The organism is Puniceibacterium antarcticum (assembly GCF_002760615.1).
Lineage (GTDB): Bacteria > Pseudomonadota > Alphaproteobacteria > Rhodobacterales > Rhodobacteraceae > Puniceibacterium > Puniceibacterium antarcticum.
Window position 1 is genome coordinate 28,099 of record NZ_AWWI01000182.1, and the last position, 17,026, is coordinate 45,124.

Below are 17,026 nucleotides of genomic sequence, written 5' to 3' on the forward strand. Positions count from 1 at the left end.
CATGATCTACATCGAACCCGGAATGAGAAGCGATATGATCGGAAAGGCCATGATCAGGATCAGCACGATCACATCCACCGTCAGGAACCGCAGGATCCCGGCAAAGATGCGGTCAATCGGCACCTCTTTGCCCACCACACCGGCGATGACAAAGACGTTCAGACCCACAGGCGGCGTGATCAGGCCGATTTCCAGCAGCTTGATCACCACCACACCGAACCAGATCAGATCAAAGCCATAGGTTTCCACCAGCGGCACCATCAGCGGCAGGGTCAGCACCATGATCCCGATCGGATCAAGAAACATGCCCAGCAGCAGATAGATCGCGGCAATCGCCGCCAGCAGCATAAGGGGCGACAGTTGCGCATCCGTCACCGTCTGCACGATGTCACCGGCAACACCGGTAAGCGCGATGAAGGCGACAAAGATCTTGGCCCCCGCCGCGATCAGGAAAATCGCGGTGGTCTGCACGCAGGTCTCGCGCAGCGCCTCGATCAGCGCCTTTACGGTCAGCTTGCGTTGCGCGAACCCGATAGCGATGGCCGCCACCACACAGACAGCTGCCGCCTCGGTCGCGGTGAAGAACCCGCCATAGATGCCGCCGACGATGATCGTGAACAACGCAATCGCGGGCCAGGCCTCAACCGCTGCGCTGAACTTCTCGCGCGTTGTGATGATGCCAGTGAATCGAGGCGCCGCAGACGGATCGCGCAGCACCCAGACGTAAATAACAAGGATAAAGCCCAGCAGCGAGAGCAGTCCCGGCAGGATGCCCGCAAGGAACAGCGAGGAAATCGAGGTTTCGGTGAAGATGCCGTAAATGATGAACAGCACAGACGGCGGGATCAGCGACCCCAGCGTGCCCCCGGCCGCGACCGACGCCGTGGCCAGACGCTTGTCATAGCCCATGCGCAGCATCTCGGGCGAACAGATCCGCCCCATGGTAGAGGCACAGGCGATGCTGGACCCGGTGATCGCGGAAAACCCGCCACACCCCACAACCGAGGCAATGGCGACCCCCCCGGGAACACGTGCCAGCCAGACACGGGCGGCATGGTATATCTTGGTCGTGATGTCCGCGCGATAGGCGATATGCCCCAGCGCCACGAACAGCGGAATCATCGAGAGATCATAAGAATGGATCAGGTCAAAAGAGTTCGAGAAGACCAGAGAAGTGGTGGGTGTCATCGCCCTTTCGGGCATGAAGGTTCCCGTGCGAAACGCAAACATCACGAAGGTGCCCACGGTCGCCACACCGGCAAGCGCAAAGGCAATCGGCACGCGCAGACCCAACAACAGGATCACGGCGGCAAAGGCGCAGAGCCCGACAAAAGTTCCATCCATGATCTTAACCCTCTTTTCCGTAGGCGGTTTCGGCCAAGGGCGCGCCGCGCCGCATTGCCTGCACATCCCCCACAACCATCAGCAGCAGCCGCAGCCAGCAGAAGGACATGCCGATCAGAAAGATCACCCGCCCGGGCCACTTGGGCAGCATAAGTTCGCCAAAGAAAAAACTGCCAGAACTCATGGCATGCGCCGCCTCGCGCCAGCCCGCGTAGATCAGCGGTGCAAGCGCCAGCAAACCAAAGACCGAGCCCAGCACAACCAGCGTCTTCTGCCCGCCTTCGGAAAGACGGTTAGAAATGAATTCAACCGCAATATGCGACCGCTGCGCTGTGGTGACGGCCAGCGGCAGGACGATGGCGGCCACCATCAATTCGCGCACCATCACGATCGCATCCGGCACGCCCGAGTTCAAGAAAACCCGCAGCAGAACCGTCGTCGTGATCAGCACGCCCAGACCGATCACTGCCACGACGGCAAGATCAAGCAAAAACTGTTCAATGCGTCGCAGCATGGACACCTCTGGTAGACCAAAATGAAAAGGGATGGGCCCGCATGTGCTGCGGACCCGTTCAGATCAACCGCGAGTCCAAGGATAACCCTGCTCGTCACGGATGGTCTGATATTTCGCAATCAGGCCGCGATACTCTTCCAGCAACGCAGCACCATCCAGCCCCGACTGAGCGGCCAGGTCAACCCACTGATCCAGAAACTGCGCGCTGGCTTCGACCAGCTTGGCACGCTCTGCATCCGGCAACTCGATTATCTCGACCCCTGCGGCCTTCATCGTCTCGATGGCCTTGTCGTTGTCGGCAGTGATCAACTCGCCCAGCTTGTCGGCCATGCCTTCGCCCGCGCTTAGCAGCGCCTCTTGTGCCGGGGCGTCCAGCGCATCAAAGGACTGCTTGTTCATGAACACCCCCAGCGCGCCCACCTGCCCCCAGTTCAAAAGGGTATAGCTGTTGATGACTTCCTGCTGCTTCAGCGCAGCCATCGCATAGGAATAGCCCTGCGAACAATCGATCAGCCCGGTGTCCAGGCCCTGATAGGCATCATAAATCGACATTGGTACCAGATTCGCTCCAAATTCGCGGAAGGTGTCGCCATAGGCACCCACGCCGCGCACCTTGAGACCCTGAATATCCTCGACAGTGCGGATCGCCTTGCCGTTGCAGCCGATATGCACCGCAGATGTGGTGAAGGTGCCCAGGTAGACCAGGTTCATGTCGGCAAGGTTCGCCTTGATGCTGTCGTTTCCCCGCATCAATTCGTCCGTGGCCTTCATCCCCACCCAGGCGTCCGGGTTCTGTACCGGCAGATCGGCGATGCCATATGCAACCATTTCCTTGGGGAAATAGACCGCGATGATCGTGCCCAGATCCGCCACGCCATCAGAGATGCCGTTCACTGCGGCATTCGCCTTGAACAGCGCGCCACCCCATTGGATGTTAAGATCCAGCGTGCCGCCGGACAGCTCGGTCGCTGTATCTGCGAACCACTGCAGCGATTCAGCCCGCGCGCCGCGATTTGGGCCTGCTTCGCCAACGAACAACGATTGTGCCTGTGCGGCGCCGGTCATCGCGATCAACACGGATGCCGTTGCGCTAAGTAGAAAACGCTTCATAGTGCCCTCCCATTTCCACTATGCAGAATTTATTTCTGACATGCGATTTTCTAGCCGGAACTTCTGTGAAAATCAAGCACGGCATGCACATGAATGAGGCAAGCCACGAAACGCCTGCTGATCGCGACCTCCTATTTGAAATCTTGAAGAAGGCCGCGCTTGCAAAGACGAAAAAGCAGGGGACTGTCCCCTGCTTCACCTGTCCCAAAATATCCCGGGGGAGTCGCGCGCTTGCGCGTGACGGGGGCAGCGCCACCGCCTTGCTTTCTGGGTCAAGGCTGACGCCTAGACCGACAGATAGGCATCCCGGATTTCTGGGTGCGCCTGCAGATCCGCCAGTGAGCCTGCAAATTTCTGCGTGCCGCTTTCGATGATCACCACCTGATCCGCCACAGCTTGGGCAAAATGCAGGTTCTGTTCCGACAACAGCACCGTCAGCCCCTCGTTCTTAAGCTTGAGGATCACATGCGCCATCTGCTCGACAATCACCGGGGCGATGCCTTCGCTAGGCTCGTCCAGCAGAACCAGCGCCGGGTTTCCCATCAGCGTGCGCGCGATGGTCAGCATCTGCTGTTCGCCTCCCGACAGCGCCTTGCCCCGGTTGCCGCGCCGCTCGGCGAGGTTCGGGAACAGCTCGAACAGCATCTCTTCGGTCCAGGTCACGCAGCCCTCGCGCGGTGGCTGGCGGCCGACCTCAAGGTTCTCAAGCACTGTCAGCTGGGTAAAGATACGCCTCTCTTCAGGCACATAGCCCAGCCCGGCCTTTGCCACCCTGTGCGGCGCCCAGCCGGTGATGTCCTGCCCCTGATAGGACACCGTGCCGCCGCGCGGCTGCACCATCTGCATGATCGACTTCATCGTCGTGGTCTTGCCCGCGCCATTGCGGCCGAGCAGGGCGACAACCTTGCCGTGCCCGACAGTAAAGCTCAGATCATTCAGCACATGCGCCTTGCCGTAAAAGGCGTTGACCGTTTTCAGCTCAAGCATCGGCCTTCTCCTCTGCTGCGTTGAACAGCATGCCGCCGCCCAGATACACCTCTTGCACCTGCGGGTTGTTGCGGATCTCGTCAACTGAGCCACCCGCGATCAGCTGGCCGCGGTTCAGCACCATGATCCGGTGCGCATGGGCAAAGACGACATCCATGTCATGTTCGGTGAACAGGCAGCTTACGCCCTGATCGCGCACGATATCTGCCGTCAGCTGCATCAGTGCGATGCGCTCGCGCGGGGCCATGCCGGCTGTCGGCTCGTCCATCAGCAACAACTTGGGATCATGCGCCAGCGCCACGGCCAACTCCAGCCGCTTGAGATCGCCATACGCCAGCACCGCGCAGTGCCGGTCGGCCTGATCGGCCATGCCGACTGTGTCCAGCAGCTCCAATGCCCGCCCCCAATACATGCGATGCGCATAGGGCAGCATGGAATAGATGCGCCGGTGATACGAGATCAGCGCCATCTGCACATTCTCGATAACCGTCATAGAGCTATAGGTCGCGGTGATCTGGAACGTCCGCCCCACCCCCTTGCGCCAGATCTGGCGCGGGGCAAGGCCGGTGATCTTTTCTCCGTTCAGCTTCACCACGCCGCTGGTCGGCTTGAGCTGGCCCATGAGCATGTTGAAACAGGTGCTCTTGCCCGCGCCATTCGGGCCGATCAGAGCCAGCAATTCGCCTTGCCGCAAGACAAAGCTCACATCATCCACCGCCTTGATCGCACCAAAGGAGCGGGAAAGATGTTCGACCGTCAGAACCGCGCTCATCGCTTGTCCTCCGCATTGTTCAGAATGCCGGTGCGTTCCCCCAGCTTGCGCAAGCTGCCCACAATTCCTTCGGGGGCAAGGATGACGACTGCGATGATCAGCAAACCCAGGGCAAGGCGCCAGTACTCGAAACGGGTGAGGTAATCCTTTGTCGCCTCGAAGGATGCACCGCCAACCCAGCCACCCGACAGGGTTTTCACACCTCCCAGGAAGACGACGATCAGCGCGTCAAAGGAGCGGGCGATTTCAAGTTCGTTCGGGAACACACTGCCTTTGGAGAACACGAACAGCCCGCCTGCGACCCCGGCCATGGCCCCGGCAAAGGCGAAGGCAACCCATTGGATGCGTTTGGTGTTGATGCCCATCGCCTCGGCCTGCCGCGACGAATCCCGGGCGGCGCGCAGAGCATAGCCAAACGGTGAATGCGCCGCGTGGCGTAGCAAAAGGATGCCGCCTGCGCAAATCACCAAGGTGAGGTAGAAAAACACCATGTTGGACGACGCCCAGGCCGAGGGCCAGATGTTGACCAACCCGTCATCCCCGCCAGTAATGTCCCCCCACTGGAACACGAGGCTCCAAAGGAGTTGCGCAAAGGCAAGCGTGAGCATGGCGAAATAGACGCCCGTGCTGCGCAGGCAAACCCAGCCGATCAACACCGCCGCAAGGCCCGCGCCGAGCGGTGCGAGGATCAGCGCCAGTTCCATCGGTGTATGGGCGTAGGTGACGAAAAGTGCCGCCACATAAGCCCCGCCGCCGAAAAACGCCGCATGGCCGAAACTGACCAGCCCGCCCATGCCCAGCATGAACTGCAAGGAGGCGGCGAATAGGCAGAAGATCAGGATATCGGTGACCAGCACCACGGCAAAGTTCGATCCCATCACGGGGATCAACCCCAGCAACACAAGGGCAGCCGCCACAAGAAGGCGGATCTTCAGCCCAGCCGGTTTGATCGGACGTTCGGGTTCGCCCACCTGTCCGTGTTCGCCTGCGACCTCTTCGCGGCCGAACAGGCCGAAGGGGCGGAACATCAGCACAACCACCATGACAAGGAACATCAGCACCAGCGTCGATTTCGGCATGTAGGACACACCAAAGACGTTCAGGACCGAGATTATGACGGCTGCGAGGTAGGCCCCCGGCAGCGACCCCATGCCACCGATAACAACGACCACAAAGACCGAGGTCAGGATATTGAAATCCATTAACAGATCCGCGCCACCCTTGGGCAGTTGCACCGCACCGCCCAGCCCCGCCAGCGCGCAGCCAAGGAAAAAGACACCGGTGAACAGCCAGCTTTGATTGACACCGAGCGCCCCGACCATCTCGCGGTCCTGGGTCGCGGCGCGGACAAGGATACCGACGCGCGTCTTGGTGATCAGATACCACAGCGCAAAGGCGACAAAGGGTGTGATGGCGATCAGCGCAAGGTCGTATTGCGGCACAGGTTCATCCATGATCCGCACGATGCCCTTGAGGCCCGGCGCCCGCGGACCCAGCAGATCCTCGGCCCCCCAGATCATCAGCGTAAGATCCTGAATGACCAGAATAACGCCAAAGGTCGCGACAAGCTGGAACAGCTCGGGCGCGGAATAAACAGGTCGCAGCACGCAGATCTCGACGATCACGCCGATCAGCCCGACGATGATCCCCGCCAGCAGCACAGCGCCCCAGAACCCCACAACACCGGGCAGAACCTGCATCAGCGTATAGCCGACATAAGCGCCCAGCATATAGAACGACCCATGGGCAAAATTCACGATCCGTGTGACACCAAAGATCAGCGACAGGCCAGAGGCGACCATGAACAAGGCACCGGCATTGGCCAGCCCGGTCAGAAGCTGCGCGAAAAACAGACCCATTGCAGGTCTCCTGTGAGGCTACAGCGTTTTTGGAAAACCTTGAAACACCGGGAATCACGTTTCGCCTTTGAAACAACGGCAAAAGACAGCGAACACATGGTACAGGTATTTCCCGAAACGCTTTGGGGAAATTTCAATGCGAAACGGCCCGGGCGCGATGCCCGGGCCGCTCTGTCAGCTCAGTCTGCCGGACGCAGCTTTTTGACTTCTTCATCGGAGGGCAGGTAGTCGGCGCCATCCAGATAGGTCCAGTCGACCATGACCCCTGCACCATCCTTCAGCGCGGTCTTGCCAACAAATGCACCCATGGTGGCCTGATTGTCGATCTCACGATAGGTGATCTGACCCACCGGGGTTTCAACGGGCAGACCTTCGAAGGCCGCGCGGATTGCCTCGGTTTCGGTCGACCCGGCCTTGGTGATGGCCGCCGCGATGGATTCTGCTGCCATGTAGCCGACAAGCGAGCCGATCTTGGGCGTCTCGTTCCACTTGGCCTGATAGGCGTCGACAAAGACCTTGTTCGCGCCATCCGCTTCCGTGAAATCATACCACGGATAGCCGGTCACAACCCAGCCTTCGGGCGCTTCGCCACCCAGCGGTTCGAGGTACTCGGGTTCGCCCGACAGCAGGCCATAAACGGTACGCCCGTCAAACAGACCACGGGTGTTGCCATCCCGCACGAACTTGGCAAGGTCGGTGCCAAAGGTCACGTTATAGATCGCGTCGGGCTTGGCACGTTCCAGTGCCTGCACCTCGGCACCTGAATCGATCTTGAACAGCGCGGGCCACTGCTCGGCGACGAATTCGACATCGGGCTTCAGCTTGGTCAGCACTTCCTTGAAGGCCGCGACGGCGTCTTTGCCGTAGGCATAGTTCGGGGCAATGGTGGCGTATTTCACCGCATCGGTCTTGGCAGCCGCTTCGGCCAGCATCGCCGCCTGCATATAGGTCGAGGTGCGCAACCGGAAGGTATAGGCATTCCCCGCGCTCCAGGTCACCGCATCAGCCAGAGGTTCGGCCGCGAGGTAGACCCACTTTTTCTCACCAGCAACGGACGAAATGGCAAGGCCGACGTTCGACAGGATCGACCCGGTCAGCATGACCGCACCGTCACGGGTCATCAGCTCTTCTGCGATCTTGATCGCCTCGCCGGGATCGCCCTGATCGTCGCGGAAGATGAATTCCAGCGGACGGCCCAGCACGCCGCCCTCGGCATTGATTTCTTCCAGCGCCAGCTCGATGCCCTTTTTATAGGGTTCGGCAAAGGCCGCCATGCGCTTGTAATGGTTGATCTCACCGATCTTGATCGGCTCGCCCTCTTGCGCAAAGGCTGCGGGGGCGGTGCTGGCCAGCAGCGCGGCCCCGATCAGGCTCTTCAGGAAAGTCTTGCGTTGCATAGTGGTTCCTCTCTGTCAGACGCCCCTTTTTTATTGGCTTGTGGGGCTTTAATGGGAAGCGATATCTTCAGTCGTGCTGCACGAAGACCGGATGAACCGGCTCGCCCAGATCTTCGGTCGCCTCGACTTCGACCAGATCGCGGATGCGCTTGCGATAGACATTCGGCCCCTTGTCGATGGCAATACGGATCGGCTTGCGCTTGTGCGGACGCTGCTCTTCTTCGTGCACCGCCTCAAGGATTTCCTTGTCTTCGGCAAAAGCGATGCGGAACATCTTGTCCATCTGGGCCGAGGCCGCCTCGTCCCCCAAAGCCGTGTTGCGCAGATGCGCCCAGTGGTCGATGGTGTAATCCTCAGTAACCGGCGTCACGAAATGCAGCGCAAAGATCCGCACGCCCTGATTGCGGTCGTCTTCGTCCAGCTTGGCTGCGGCATCCGCGCTGCCAAAATCGATCACGGCGGTCGAGGGCAGGTGCAGGTAATAGTAATGCCAGCGGTCCACATTGCCTGTGAAGCCGCCAAAGGCCTTGAAGAACCCGATCGGCTCGGCGTCGCGGATCCAGCGCCAGGCGACAATCGCCTCGCCGCTGGTCTTGACGTGCACCGGCACGTTTTCCGACGCGGCATTTCCCAAAGTTGTGGGATGCACAAAACTCACATGCGCGGGATCGACCAGATTTTCCGCCACATTCAGATAGTTGGCTTTGATATGCAGCTTGTCGCCGTGGTGCAGATGCCAGTCTGGATGGCCCAGCTCCTCAAGGTGAAAGATCTTTGCGATATCTGCCTGCGCGGGATCGCCCATCCAGACCCAGACAATGCCATGCGCCTCGTGCACCGAAAAGGCATCCACATAGGCCGAGGCCGGAAGATTGTCCTGCCCCGGAACGCGCACGCACTTGCCCGCACCGTTGAAAGTCATGCCGTGATAGCCACACTGGATCGTATCGCCGATCCGCTTGCCGCGGCTCAGCGGCAGTTGCCGGTGCGGGCAGCGATCCTCAAGTGCTGCTATTTGGCCGTCCGAGGCGCGGAACATGACGAGCGTCTGCGACAGGATCGTCAGCGGCACCAGTGCCTCACCAAAATCAGACGACCATCCAGCCACGTACCAGGCATTTTTCACGAAGGACATGATCTGCGCTCCTTTGCATTCTCAAAGCCCCCATCAGGACAGGTGGCTGTCTTTGCCTCATGGGGCCTCATAAACTTGTTAGTTGTCAAACAATATTTTACATCAATGAACCTGTGGACCCAGCCTGCTTTTCATGGAAAGATGCTGCACAATTCTCGTGCGGTTTGCAAAGGGCCGGACGCATATTATGGATCGGAGACTGGCGGTATCAATGTGCAGCCTGATCCCGCAGAAAATGGACACATCAGGTGCTGAAAGACCTAACTCCACAAAATGAGGCGGCGGACTACCGGCTAGAAGAACAGATCGGCTTCAAGCTGCGGCTGGCCAACCAGAAACACTTAGAGGTGTTTGCCCGCCTGATGCCCGACGTAACGCCGACCCAGTTCGCCGTTGTGGCCAAGCTGCGCGACGAAGGCACGATCAGCCAGAACCACCTCGGACGGCTGGTCGGCATGGACGCGGCCACGACAAAGGGTGTGGTGGACCGGCTGCGCAAGAAGGGTCTGCTCCACAGCACACCGTCGCAGACCGACATGCGCCGCCTTGAAATCTCGCTCACAGATGAGGGGCGAAGCTTTGCTGAGGACGCCGTCGTCACCGCACTTGAAATCTCGCGACAGACTGTCAGCAATCTGACCCCTCGCGAAGTGGAACGCCTGCAGGATCTGCTGGATAAGCTCTGACGCAGCGCGGAAGGCAAGGTCGGCTTTGCCTCTTTGAAAAGAGAAAAAGCACAGACCCACGCCCCGGCTTCGTCTGCCCATAAATATCCCGGGGGAGTCCGCAGGACGGGGGCAGCGCCCCCAGCCACGGCGAAACAGGCTCAGCGCAGCCCGTCTTCGCCAACAGCATCCTCGTGTGTCAGCCCGCCAACGCGGGGCAACGGACGGCCGGAATCTGTGACCGCCACAGCCACCATGATCTCATTCGCGCGGGGCGCATCGTTCAGGCGCACCTCAATCCCGTCGAAATGCGACCGGACATAGGCCGCATCCTTGTGGCCCAGCGGCACGTCGAGCACATGACCCGGGCCGCCCATCTTCTTTGATGACGGCACGAGGGCGGCACCCTTTTCGACGGCCTTGCGCAGCGGTGCACCCAACTTGGGATGCAGGATCGCGGCGGCATGTTCCAGCTCGCCATTCTCGCCGACCATTGCCGCCTTGCCATAGCTCTGCGCCTGATCCGGCGTGATGCCCAGGGCCGCAATGCATTTGTCGCCCAGAAGGGCACCGAGTTCGGCACCGATCTCCATCAGCGCGCTCAGATCTTCCGTATAGCTGCCGGCAAAGGGGTTGGCGATCACTGCTAGGGCCACCGCCTTGCGGGTCGGCGGGGTGATGGACTTGCCGATTTCGCGATGGGTCTCTTCGACCCAGACCGCAAGTTTGCGAATATCTGCGCTCATTTCAGGCCATCCTCGCCTTTGATGTCTGCCGCTTCAAGGCCACCGGAGCGGCTGTGCACCCGGGCACCGGTGGTCATCACCAGCACAAACAGCAGCTCGTCAGCGCGCGGGCTGTCGTTGCAGCCGACCTCGATCGAATCAAAATGGCTGCGCACGTAAGACGCATTCAGATGGGTCACCGGCACGTCGAGCCGCGCCCCCACGCCGCCGACCTTTTTGGTCGAGGGCACGATGGCTTTGGACCCACCCAGAACCTCACGCATGGCATAGCCACCCGGCGCGTGCCAGAGCGCGCCATGCTCAAGCTCTCCGGCGGCACCGACGATAGAGCCCTTACCGTAGCCTTCGATCCGCTTGGCATCACCCCCCAGAGCCGCCAGAAGACGCTGCGCCAGATCGACGCCGAGCGGCTTCAGATCCTCCATGAAGGGCTGGATGTCTTCGACATAGCGCCCGGCAAAGGGGTTCCTGATCACGGCAAAGATCGCGCCGCGCTTGTGGGGCGTGTTGGCGCGCGGCCCGCCTTCGTGAAAGATATCCTCGACAGAGGTGACGATCTTGCGGATCTCGACTTCAGGCATGTGTCAGTGTCTTTCCTTGTAAAATTTCGCTCTCCGGCAGCCCGGTCATTCGCGCCGCCCCCCTCAGAAACAGCGCGGCTCCCTGGATCAGGCCCCGCGCTGCCATGTTCTGCGCCACGGACAGGCCCCGGTCCAGCGCCGCGTCAACCTCCTGCGCGCGGAGTGTACCGACCCGCGTCACCACCAGATGGTCGCGCAGATCCGAATCCGGCTGGACCTCGCGGGCTTTTGTGCGCGTGATGGCGTCGTGGTCCGGCAGGTCGACCGCATTGCCGATCAGCGTCGCGGCCACATCGGCCTGTGATGCGCTCCGCGCCAGAACCGTAACCGCATCTGCAATGCCCAGCGACAGGCTGCGCCCGCCCTGCCCGCTCGTCGCGATACCGCGGACCGGGTGCTGCGCCGTGATGGCGATCCGGCCCAGATCCATGCCGTCCGGCGCGGCCACTGCCAGGCGAAACGTCTCGGCCCCCGTCAGATGCAGCGCGATGTCGCCACCGTTGTTCACATAGGCACGGGTCAGGGGCGTGGCTGCGACCATCGCCGCAAGCACCGTCTGCGCCACCGATCCGGCGACGGCGGCCATTGGCGTGACGATCCCGTCCGCATGGGGGCGCACAGCGTCTGACATGCAGCGCGCAATCGCGCCCCTGGGCACCTCGGCAACCGGACGGCGCAACAGATCCATCTCGGACACCAGCTCATCGAGCACACTGGCAAAGCGTGCCCGCGCTGCGGCAAAGGCGGCGTGCCAATCACCATCCGCCCCGATGATCAGGTCGATGGGACCGTGCTGCAGGTGCAGCCGATCCCCGGGCAAAAGGGCGGCGACCGGCCCCATCAGGCGCCTTTGGTCCAGCGGTAGTTGCGGCTGTCCTGCGGGTCGGGCTGACCTTCCATCTGCGGCACGCGGCGGTTGTCCTTGCGGATCACCGATTCGACCGGCTGGATGTGGTTCATATGGCCGCCCAGCGTGCCATAATCCTCGCGCCGCAGTGTAAATTCGATGGGTGCGACCAGTGCCGGCGTCGGCACATAGCCAAAGGAGTTCGTCGGCATGTCCATCACATCAACCATCACGGTGATCCCGCCACCGGGCCAGACATAAGCCTCTGCCCCGCCGCAGGACACATAGGTCAGCGCATCCTTGACCGAGCGTGTCAGGCGCACCGGGTTTTCCGTAACACCTGCCCGCAGCGACCCGCCTGCCCCCCCCATGAACAGCACTGAACAGAGCGAAGGTTCACAGTTTTCGGCGATCCGTTCCGCGACAGCCAGCAGCGGCGGTGTGATCTCGGCCGTTTGCGGGATCAGGTCATCATCAAGGATGTAATAGGCCCACTGCTCGCCCGTAGTCGAAATCATCAGCAACCTCAGGCCGGGCTTCGCCATCTTGGGATCGGCAGGTTTGAGAATGGTCAGCGGATCCTGCACGTTCGTGCCGCCCCAGCCAGTGCCGGGCTCGGCCACTTGAAAATACCGCCCCGGAGTCGAGCGCCGCCCTTTGACCTTGATGCCCGAGGGTGCCATTTCCAAACCCTTGCCCGACTCATGCTCGGTCAGAACGCCGGTGATGTGGTCATCGACCACCACGACCTCGTCCACATGGCCATGCCACTGCTTGGCGAACATCCCGATGGTGGCTGATCCACAGCCGACGCGCATCAGTTTTTCGGTCACACCGTTGATGACCGGTGCATGCCCCGCCTGAACGACCATGGTCACCCCATCGTCGATCACCATCTCGACCGCTTCGCGGTTACATAGCCGCATCAGCACGTCACAGGTCACACGGCCCTCTTTCTTGGACCCGCCTGTCAGATGCTCGACCCCGCCGAGTGACAGCATCTTTGAGCCATATTCAGCGGTCATCACATGGCCAATCGCCTCGCCATCCACACGGACGATGGCGCGCTCCTCGCCAATGTGACGGTCGGTGTCGATTTTGACCTTCACGCCGCAATAGGAAAAGATGCCCTCGGTCACGACTGTAACCATATCCACACCCTCGACCTGCTGGCTGACGATGAACGGTGCCGGTTTGTAATCGGGATAGGTGGTGCCCGCACCCACGGCAGTGACAAAGGTGCGAGACCCCTGAAACACATCCCCGTCCCAGTCCTGCGTATTGTTGCCCTGATCTAGAAAGGCCACAGCCTGCGCACCCGACTGGATCACGGTCAGCGGGTCGAGCCGCACCAGCTCGCCCGCATGGTTGGCATAACGATCACAGGCGCCGGATTTGCCATCGGCGATATAACACATCACCGGGCAGGCATCGCAGCGGATCTTTTCCGCAGTTTTCAGATCGTCAGGCATATCCAGCCTCCTTCAGGGCCGCGCGGACGCGGGCGGGCGTGGCGGGGGCGCGGAACAGGCGCACCTTTGTGGCATCATAGACCGCGTTAAAAATCGCCGGGGCTGTGGGGATCAGCACGTGCTCGCCCAGACCCTTGGCCCCGTACGGCCCATGGGCATCCTCAATCTCGATGATCAGCGTGTCGATCGGGGGCACATCGCCGATGGTCGGGATCAGGTAGTCATGCAGGTTCTCGGTTCGGCCCGGGATGAACTCCTCCATCAGAGCCATACCCAGACCCTGCGCGATGCCGCCCTGCACCTGGCCTTCGACCAGCAGCGGGTTGATGGCACGGCCCACGTCATGAGCGGCGGTGAAGGACAATGGCGTGACACGCCCCAGTCTCAGATCCACCTCGGCCACACAAAGATGCGCGGCATAGCCGAACTGCGCATAGGGGATGCCCTGCCCGTTTTCATCCATCGGCGCGATGGGCGGGTCGTAGGTTTCCACGGCCTTAAGCACGTAACCCTCACCGTCCGCCTCAAGCCGGGACAGATCCACGTGATGCACGCGATCCGCATCAACCACATGCAGATGCCCCGCCTCAAGCGTGATCTGCGCGGTCTCTGACGCATTCGCCTGTTGCAAGACCTGTGCGCGCAGCGCCAGCCCTGCCAACCGAGCCGCATTACCCGACACGAATGTCTGGCGCGAGGCCGATGTTTTGCCCGCGTCCGGCGTGATATCCGTATCCGCGCCCAGCACGGTGACATCGGCGACAGGGACGCCGAAGGCATGCGCAAAGATCTGCACGATCACCGTGTTCGACCCCTGCCCGATGTCCATCGCGCCCTGATGCAGAACCAGCGTGCCGTCCGCCTTTATCCCGGCCTTGAAGGTCGAGGGGTTGGGAAGCGAGGTATTGCCGCAGCCATACCAGCCGCCCGCAATGCCGACGCCGCGTTTCGCGCTGTCATTCTGCGCATTGAAGGCCGCGCAGTTGCGTTTCGCCTTGTCATAGGCCGGTTTCAGCGCCTCAAGGCAGGCCTGAATTCCGACACCCTGTTCAAACACCTGCCCGCAAACCGTTGGCTGCCCGTCACGCAGGGCGTTTTTCAGACGAAACTCAAGCGGGTCCATACCCAGCTTGTCGGCCAGCACGTCAAACGCCGTTTCCTGCGCAATCGCCGATTGTGGAACGCCAAAGCCGCGAAAGGCGCCCGAGGGCGGGCAATGGGTATGCACGGCCTGACTTTTGGCGTGGTAGTTGCGGATTAAATAGGGCCCAGAGGCATGCACCGGCACCCGGTTGGCCACGGTCGGGCCCCAGCTCGCATAGGACCCGGTGTTAAAATTACCGTGGAAGGTCATCCCCGTGAGTGTACCGTCCGCCTTGGCCCCGACCCGGATGCCGATCTGCGCCGGGTGGCGTTTGGTGGTCGACTGCATGGATTCGACCCGAGTGTAACACATGCGCACCGGCTTGCCGGTCTTGAGCGCCGCCAAAGCGAGGAACGGCTGCACAGACACGTCGATCTTGGAGCCAAAGCCACCGCCCACGGAGGTCGGCAGGATGCGGATATCCGTGCGGTCCATGCCCAGCACCTGCGCCAGCGTCTCACGGTCCATGCCAGTCGCCTGTGTGCAAGCCTGCACGACAACGCGGCCATCGACCACCTCGGCCCAGCCTGCCTCGGGTTCGATATAAGCGTGTTCGACAAAGCTCGTCTCGTAGGAACCTTCAACCACCACATCCGCCTCGGCCAGCGCCGCCTCGGCATCGCCACAGGCGACAAAGCCACCACACATGATGTTGCCCGCGCGGCCGGAATGCAGCAGCTCTGCACCCTCGACCAAAGCTTCGGGCACGGTCATCAGCGCATCAAGCGGCTCCCAGGTCACGGGGAACTCGGCGGGATCATAGGCCAGCATCGCCGCGGCCTCGCCCACGACGCAAGCCACAGCCTCGCCCCGGAACAAGACCGTATCGACGGCAAAGACCGGCTGGTCGATGAACCCGGGAATGACGCCAAAGGCATTAAGCCCCTTCACATCCGCCGCCGTCAGCACCGCCGCCACGTCCGGCCGCGCCTCAAACGCAGCAAGGTCGCCAAAAGTGAACCGCGCGTGGGGATAGGGTGAACGGATGACCCGGGCAACCAGCGCACCCGCCGGGGCCACATCGTCGCCGAACAGATCCCGCCCCTCGACCTTGGCCAGCCCGTCAAAGCGCCGCGCCGGGGCGCCCAGCTCTTGTCCGGCCTCCTGCAAACCGTCCGCCGCATGGGCGCCGACCACCGCGTCGATAATCTTGCGATAGCCGGTGCAGCGGCACAGCACACCACCCAGGGCATCCTGCACCTGCGCCGCATCCGGCTGCGGCACATCGCGCAGCAGGGCCACGGCCGACACCATCATCCCCGGCGTGCAGATCCCGCATTGCGCTGCTTGGTGATGCTGAAAGCTCTCCTTCAGCCGCAGGGCATCCGGGTCCGTTTGCGCCAGCCCCGCCAGCGTTTCAACGCGACGTCCCGCCGCCTGCTGTACCGGCATGAGGCAGGCACAGACCGGCGCACCATCCACCAGCACCGTGCAGGCGCCGCAATCCCCGGCATTGCAGCCAATCTTGACGTCCTTCGCCCCCAGATGATCGCGCAGGGCCTGCGATAGACGTTCGCCCACCCGCGCCTCGACCTGCACATGTGCGTTGTTGAGCATGAAGGCCGTCAGATCTGTCGCTGTCGCCTTATCCATTGGCCTGCCCCTGCATGATCTTTGTCAGCGTCCGGCGGATCGCCTCGATCACCGCCTCACCACGATATTCTGCTGATCCGCGTATGTCAGAAATCGGCGTGAGCGCAGATAGCTTGTCGGGCGTGACGCGCTCCAGCGCCTCCGCCAGATCCGCCCCGATCAGCGCCTTCTCCAGATCCGTCATGCGCAGCGCCACCGGCGATGCCGACCCTACAGCCACCTGAGCAAAGGTAATCCGCCCATCCGACACGCCAAGCACCGCGCCGACCATCGCGACCGAGATCACAAGGTACTTGCGCCCGCCGATCTTGGTGAACCCGCCCCGTGCGCCCTCAGCCAGCGCAGGGATATAAAGCGCGGTCACCAGTTCATCCGCCGCCCGCGCCGTCTTGCGCACCCCCAGGAGGAACTGGGCCAATGGCAAACGCCTCGCGCCTCGCGTCGAGGTCAGCTCGACCTCTGCATTGAGGCTCAGCAAGGGCGGCACACCGTCCGCTGCGGGCGAGGCGTTACAGATATTGCCCGCCACCGTCCCGGCATTCTGGATCTGGATCGACCCGACCTCGCGTGCGGCCAGCTTCAGCCCGTCAAAACCTGCAGGCAGATCCGCATGCAGGATATCGCTCCAAGTTGTCGCGGCACCGATGCGCCAGCCTTCATCCTCAGCCGTGATCCCGCGCATCCCCGCCACCTGCGTCACGTCCAGCAACGTGCCGTCATACGCCCGCTCACCCAAGGCCGGAAACCAGTCGGTCCCGCCCGCGATGACCGAAACCGGACCCGTGCCCAACAGCGCACCAAGGGCCGCGTCCAGCGTGGTGGGTGTAAGATAGGTCATGTCGCCTCCTGACTTCAGCGGA

The 17,026-nt window shown here is 61.7% G+C and carries 15 protein-coding genes; 1 reads left to right on the forward strand and 14 read right to left on the reverse strand.

What is annotated here, in order from left to right; genetic code table 11:
- Positions 1-6: 6 nt before the first annotated feature.
- The 8 genes from P775_RS25805 to P775_RS25840 all read right to left on the reverse strand — a co-directional run bounded on the left by P775_RS25805 (position 7) and on the right by P775_RS25840 (position 9,118).
- On the reverse strand, positions 7-1,344 hold the full coding sequence (locus P775_RS25805; RefSeq protein ID WP_099913675.1) for a TRAP transporter large permease: 1,338 nt from the start codon (positions 1,342-1,344) through the stop codon (positions 7-9).
- 4 nt (positions 1,345-1,348) lie between these two features.
- Entirely contained in the window at positions 1,349-1,858 is a 510-nt protein-coding gene (locus tag P775_RS25810; protein ID WP_099913676.1) for a TRAP transporter small permease, read from the reverse strand.
- 63 nt (positions 1,859-1,921) lie between these two features.
- Positions 1,922-2,968 (reverse strand): C4-dicarboxylate TRAP transporter substrate-binding protein, encoded by a 1,047-nt coding sequence (locus P775_RS25815; protein ID WP_099913677.1) that lies wholly within the window; start codon positions 2,966-2,968, stop codon positions 1,922-1,924.
- Between the two features lie 285 nt (positions 2,969-3,253).
- Positions 3,254-3,955 (reverse strand): ABC transporter ATP-binding protein, encoded by a 702-nt coding sequence (locus tag P775_RS25820; RefSeq protein ID WP_099913678.1) that lies wholly within the window; start codon positions 3,953-3,955, stop codon positions 3,254-3,256.
- Positions 3,948-4,727, reverse strand: coding sequence for an ABC transporter ATP-binding protein (locus P775_RS25825; protein ID WP_099913679.1), 780 nt, complete (start codon positions 4,725-4,727; stop codon positions 3,948-3,950). Before P775_RS25825 ends, P775_RS25820 begins: the two co-directional genes overlap by 8 nt.
- Positions 4,724-6,586 carry an ABC transporter permease gene (locus P775_RS25830; RefSeq protein WP_099913680.1) on the reverse strand — a complete coding sequence of 621 codons (1,863 nt, stop codon included), beginning with the start codon at positions 6,584-6,586 and terminating at the stop codon, positions 4,724-4,726. Before P775_RS25830 ends, P775_RS25825 begins: the two co-directional genes overlap by 4 nt.
- A 179-nt stretch (positions 6,587-6,765) precedes the next feature.
- On the reverse strand, positions 6,766-7,983 hold the full coding sequence (locus tag P775_RS25835; protein ID WP_099913681.1) for an ABC transporter substrate-binding protein: 1,218 nt from the start codon (positions 7,981-7,983) through the stop codon (positions 6,766-6,768).
- Positions 7,984-8,050: 67 nt separating this feature from the next.
- Positions 8,051-9,118 (reverse strand): aromatic ring-hydroxylating dioxygenase subunit alpha, encoded by a 1,068-nt coding sequence (locus P775_RS25840; RefSeq protein ID WP_099913682.1) that lies wholly within the window; start codon positions 9,116-9,118, stop codon positions 8,051-8,053.
- A 248-nt stretch (positions 9,119-9,366) separates the two neighbouring features.
- Here P775_RS25840 and P775_RS25845 point away from each other — a divergent pair, with 248 nt between their 5' ends.
- Complete coding sequence (locus tag P775_RS25845; protein ID WP_245875868.1) at positions 9,367-9,804, forward strand: MarR family winged helix-turn-helix transcriptional regulator; 438 nt, start codon at positions 9,367-9,369, stop codon at positions 9,802-9,804.
- Positions 9,805-9,944: 140 nt separating this feature from the next.
- On the opposite strand, the gene P775_RS25850 is transcribed toward P775_RS25845, so the two are convergent.
- From P775_RS25850 to P775_RS25875, 6 genes are read right to left on the reverse strand one after another with little or no spacing between them, the layout of a single operon-like run.
- Positions 9,945-10,529 carry an amino acid synthesis family protein gene (locus tag P775_RS25850; RefSeq protein WP_099913683.1) on the reverse strand — a complete coding sequence of 195 codons (585 nt, stop codon included), beginning with the start codon at positions 10,527-10,529 and terminating at the stop codon, positions 9,945-9,947.
- Positions 10,526-11,110 carry an amino acid synthesis family protein gene (locus P775_RS25855; RefSeq protein ID WP_099913684.1) on the reverse strand — a complete coding sequence of 195 codons (585 nt, stop codon included), beginning with the start codon at positions 11,108-11,110 and terminating at the stop codon, positions 10,526-10,528. The genes P775_RS25850 and P775_RS25855 overlap by 4 nt, the downstream gene beginning before the upstream one ends.
- The gene (locus P775_RS25860; RefSeq protein WP_099913685.1) at positions 11,103-11,951 is read right to left on the reverse strand and encodes a UPF0280 family protein; all 849 of its coding nucleotides are present in this window, start codon (positions 11,949-11,951) and stop codon (positions 11,103-11,105) included. Before P775_RS25860 ends, P775_RS25855 begins: the two co-directional genes overlap by 8 nt.
- Complete coding sequence (locus P775_RS25865; protein ID WP_099913686.1) at positions 11,951-13,429, reverse strand: 6-hydroxynicotinate reductase; 1,479 nt, start codon at positions 13,427-13,429, stop codon at positions 11,951-11,953. Before P775_RS25865 ends, P775_RS25860 begins: the two co-directional genes overlap by 1 nt.
- Complete coding sequence (locus tag P775_RS25870) at positions 13,422-16,166, reverse strand: molybdopterin-dependent oxidoreductase (RefSeq protein WP_099913687.1); 2,745 nt, start codon at positions 16,164-16,166, stop codon at positions 13,422-13,424. Before P775_RS25870 ends, P775_RS25865 begins: the two co-directional genes overlap by 8 nt.
- Complete coding sequence (locus tag P775_RS25875) at positions 16,159-17,004, reverse strand: FAD binding domain-containing protein (protein ID WP_099913688.1); 846 nt, start codon at positions 17,002-17,004, stop codon at positions 16,159-16,161. Before P775_RS25875 ends, P775_RS25870 begins: the two co-directional genes overlap by 8 nt.
- Between the last annotated feature and the right edge of the window lie 22 nt (positions 17,005-17,026).

Coding starts and splice junctions, on each gene's coding strand:
- P775_RS25805 (WP_099913675.1), bottom strand. CDS start 1,344: ATGGATGGAACTTTTGTCGGGCTCTGCGCCTTTGCCGCCGTGATCCTG.
- P775_RS25875 (WP_099913688.1), bottom strand. CDS start 17,004: ATGACCTATCTTACACCCACCACGCTGGACGCGGCCCTTGGTGCGCTG.
- P775_RS25830 (WP_099913680.1), bottom strand. CDS start 6,586: ATGGGTCTGTTTTTCGCGCAGCTTCTGACCGGGCTGGCCAATGCCGGT.
- P775_RS25865 (WP_099913686.1), bottom strand. CDS start 13,429: ATGCCTGACGATCTGAAAACTGCGGAAAAGATCCGCTGCGATGCCTGC.
- P775_RS25840 (WP_099913682.1), bottom strand. CDS start 9,118: ATGTCCTTCGTGAAAAATGCCTGGTACGTGGCTGGATGGTCGTCTGAT.
- P775_RS25810 (WP_099913676.1), bottom strand. CDS start 1,858: ATGCTGCGACGCATTGAACAGTTTTTGCTTGATCTTGCCGTCGTGGCA.
- P775_RS25860 (WP_099913685.1), bottom strand. CDS start 11,951: ATGGGGCCGGTCGCCGCCCTTTTGCCCGGGGATCGGCTGCACCTGCAG.
- P775_RS25835 (WP_099913681.1), bottom strand. CDS start 7,983: ATGCAACGCAAGACTTTCCTGAAGAGCCTGATCGGGGCCGCGCTGCTG.
- P775_RS25825 (WP_099913679.1), bottom strand. CDS start 4,727: ATGAGCGCGGTTCTGACGGTCGAACATCTTTCCCGCTCCTTTGGTGCG.
- P775_RS25850 (WP_099913683.1), bottom strand. CDS start 10,529: ATGAGCGCAGATATTCGCAAACTTGCGGTCTGGGTCGAAGAGACCCAT.
- P775_RS25855 (WP_099913684.1), bottom strand. CDS start 11,110: ATGCCTGAAGTCGAGATCCGCAAGATCGTCACCTCTGTCGAGGATATC.
- P775_RS25815 (WP_099913677.1), bottom strand. CDS start 2,968: ATGAAGCGTTTTCTACTTAGCGCAACGGCATCCGTGTTGATCGCGATG.
- P775_RS25820 (WP_099913678.1), bottom strand. CDS start 3,955: ATGCTTGAGCTGAAAACGGTCAACGCCTTTTACGGCAAGGCGCATGTG.
- P775_RS25870 (WP_099913687.1), bottom strand. CDS start 16,166: ATGGATAAGGCGACAGCGACAGATCTGACGGCCTTCATGCTCAACAAC.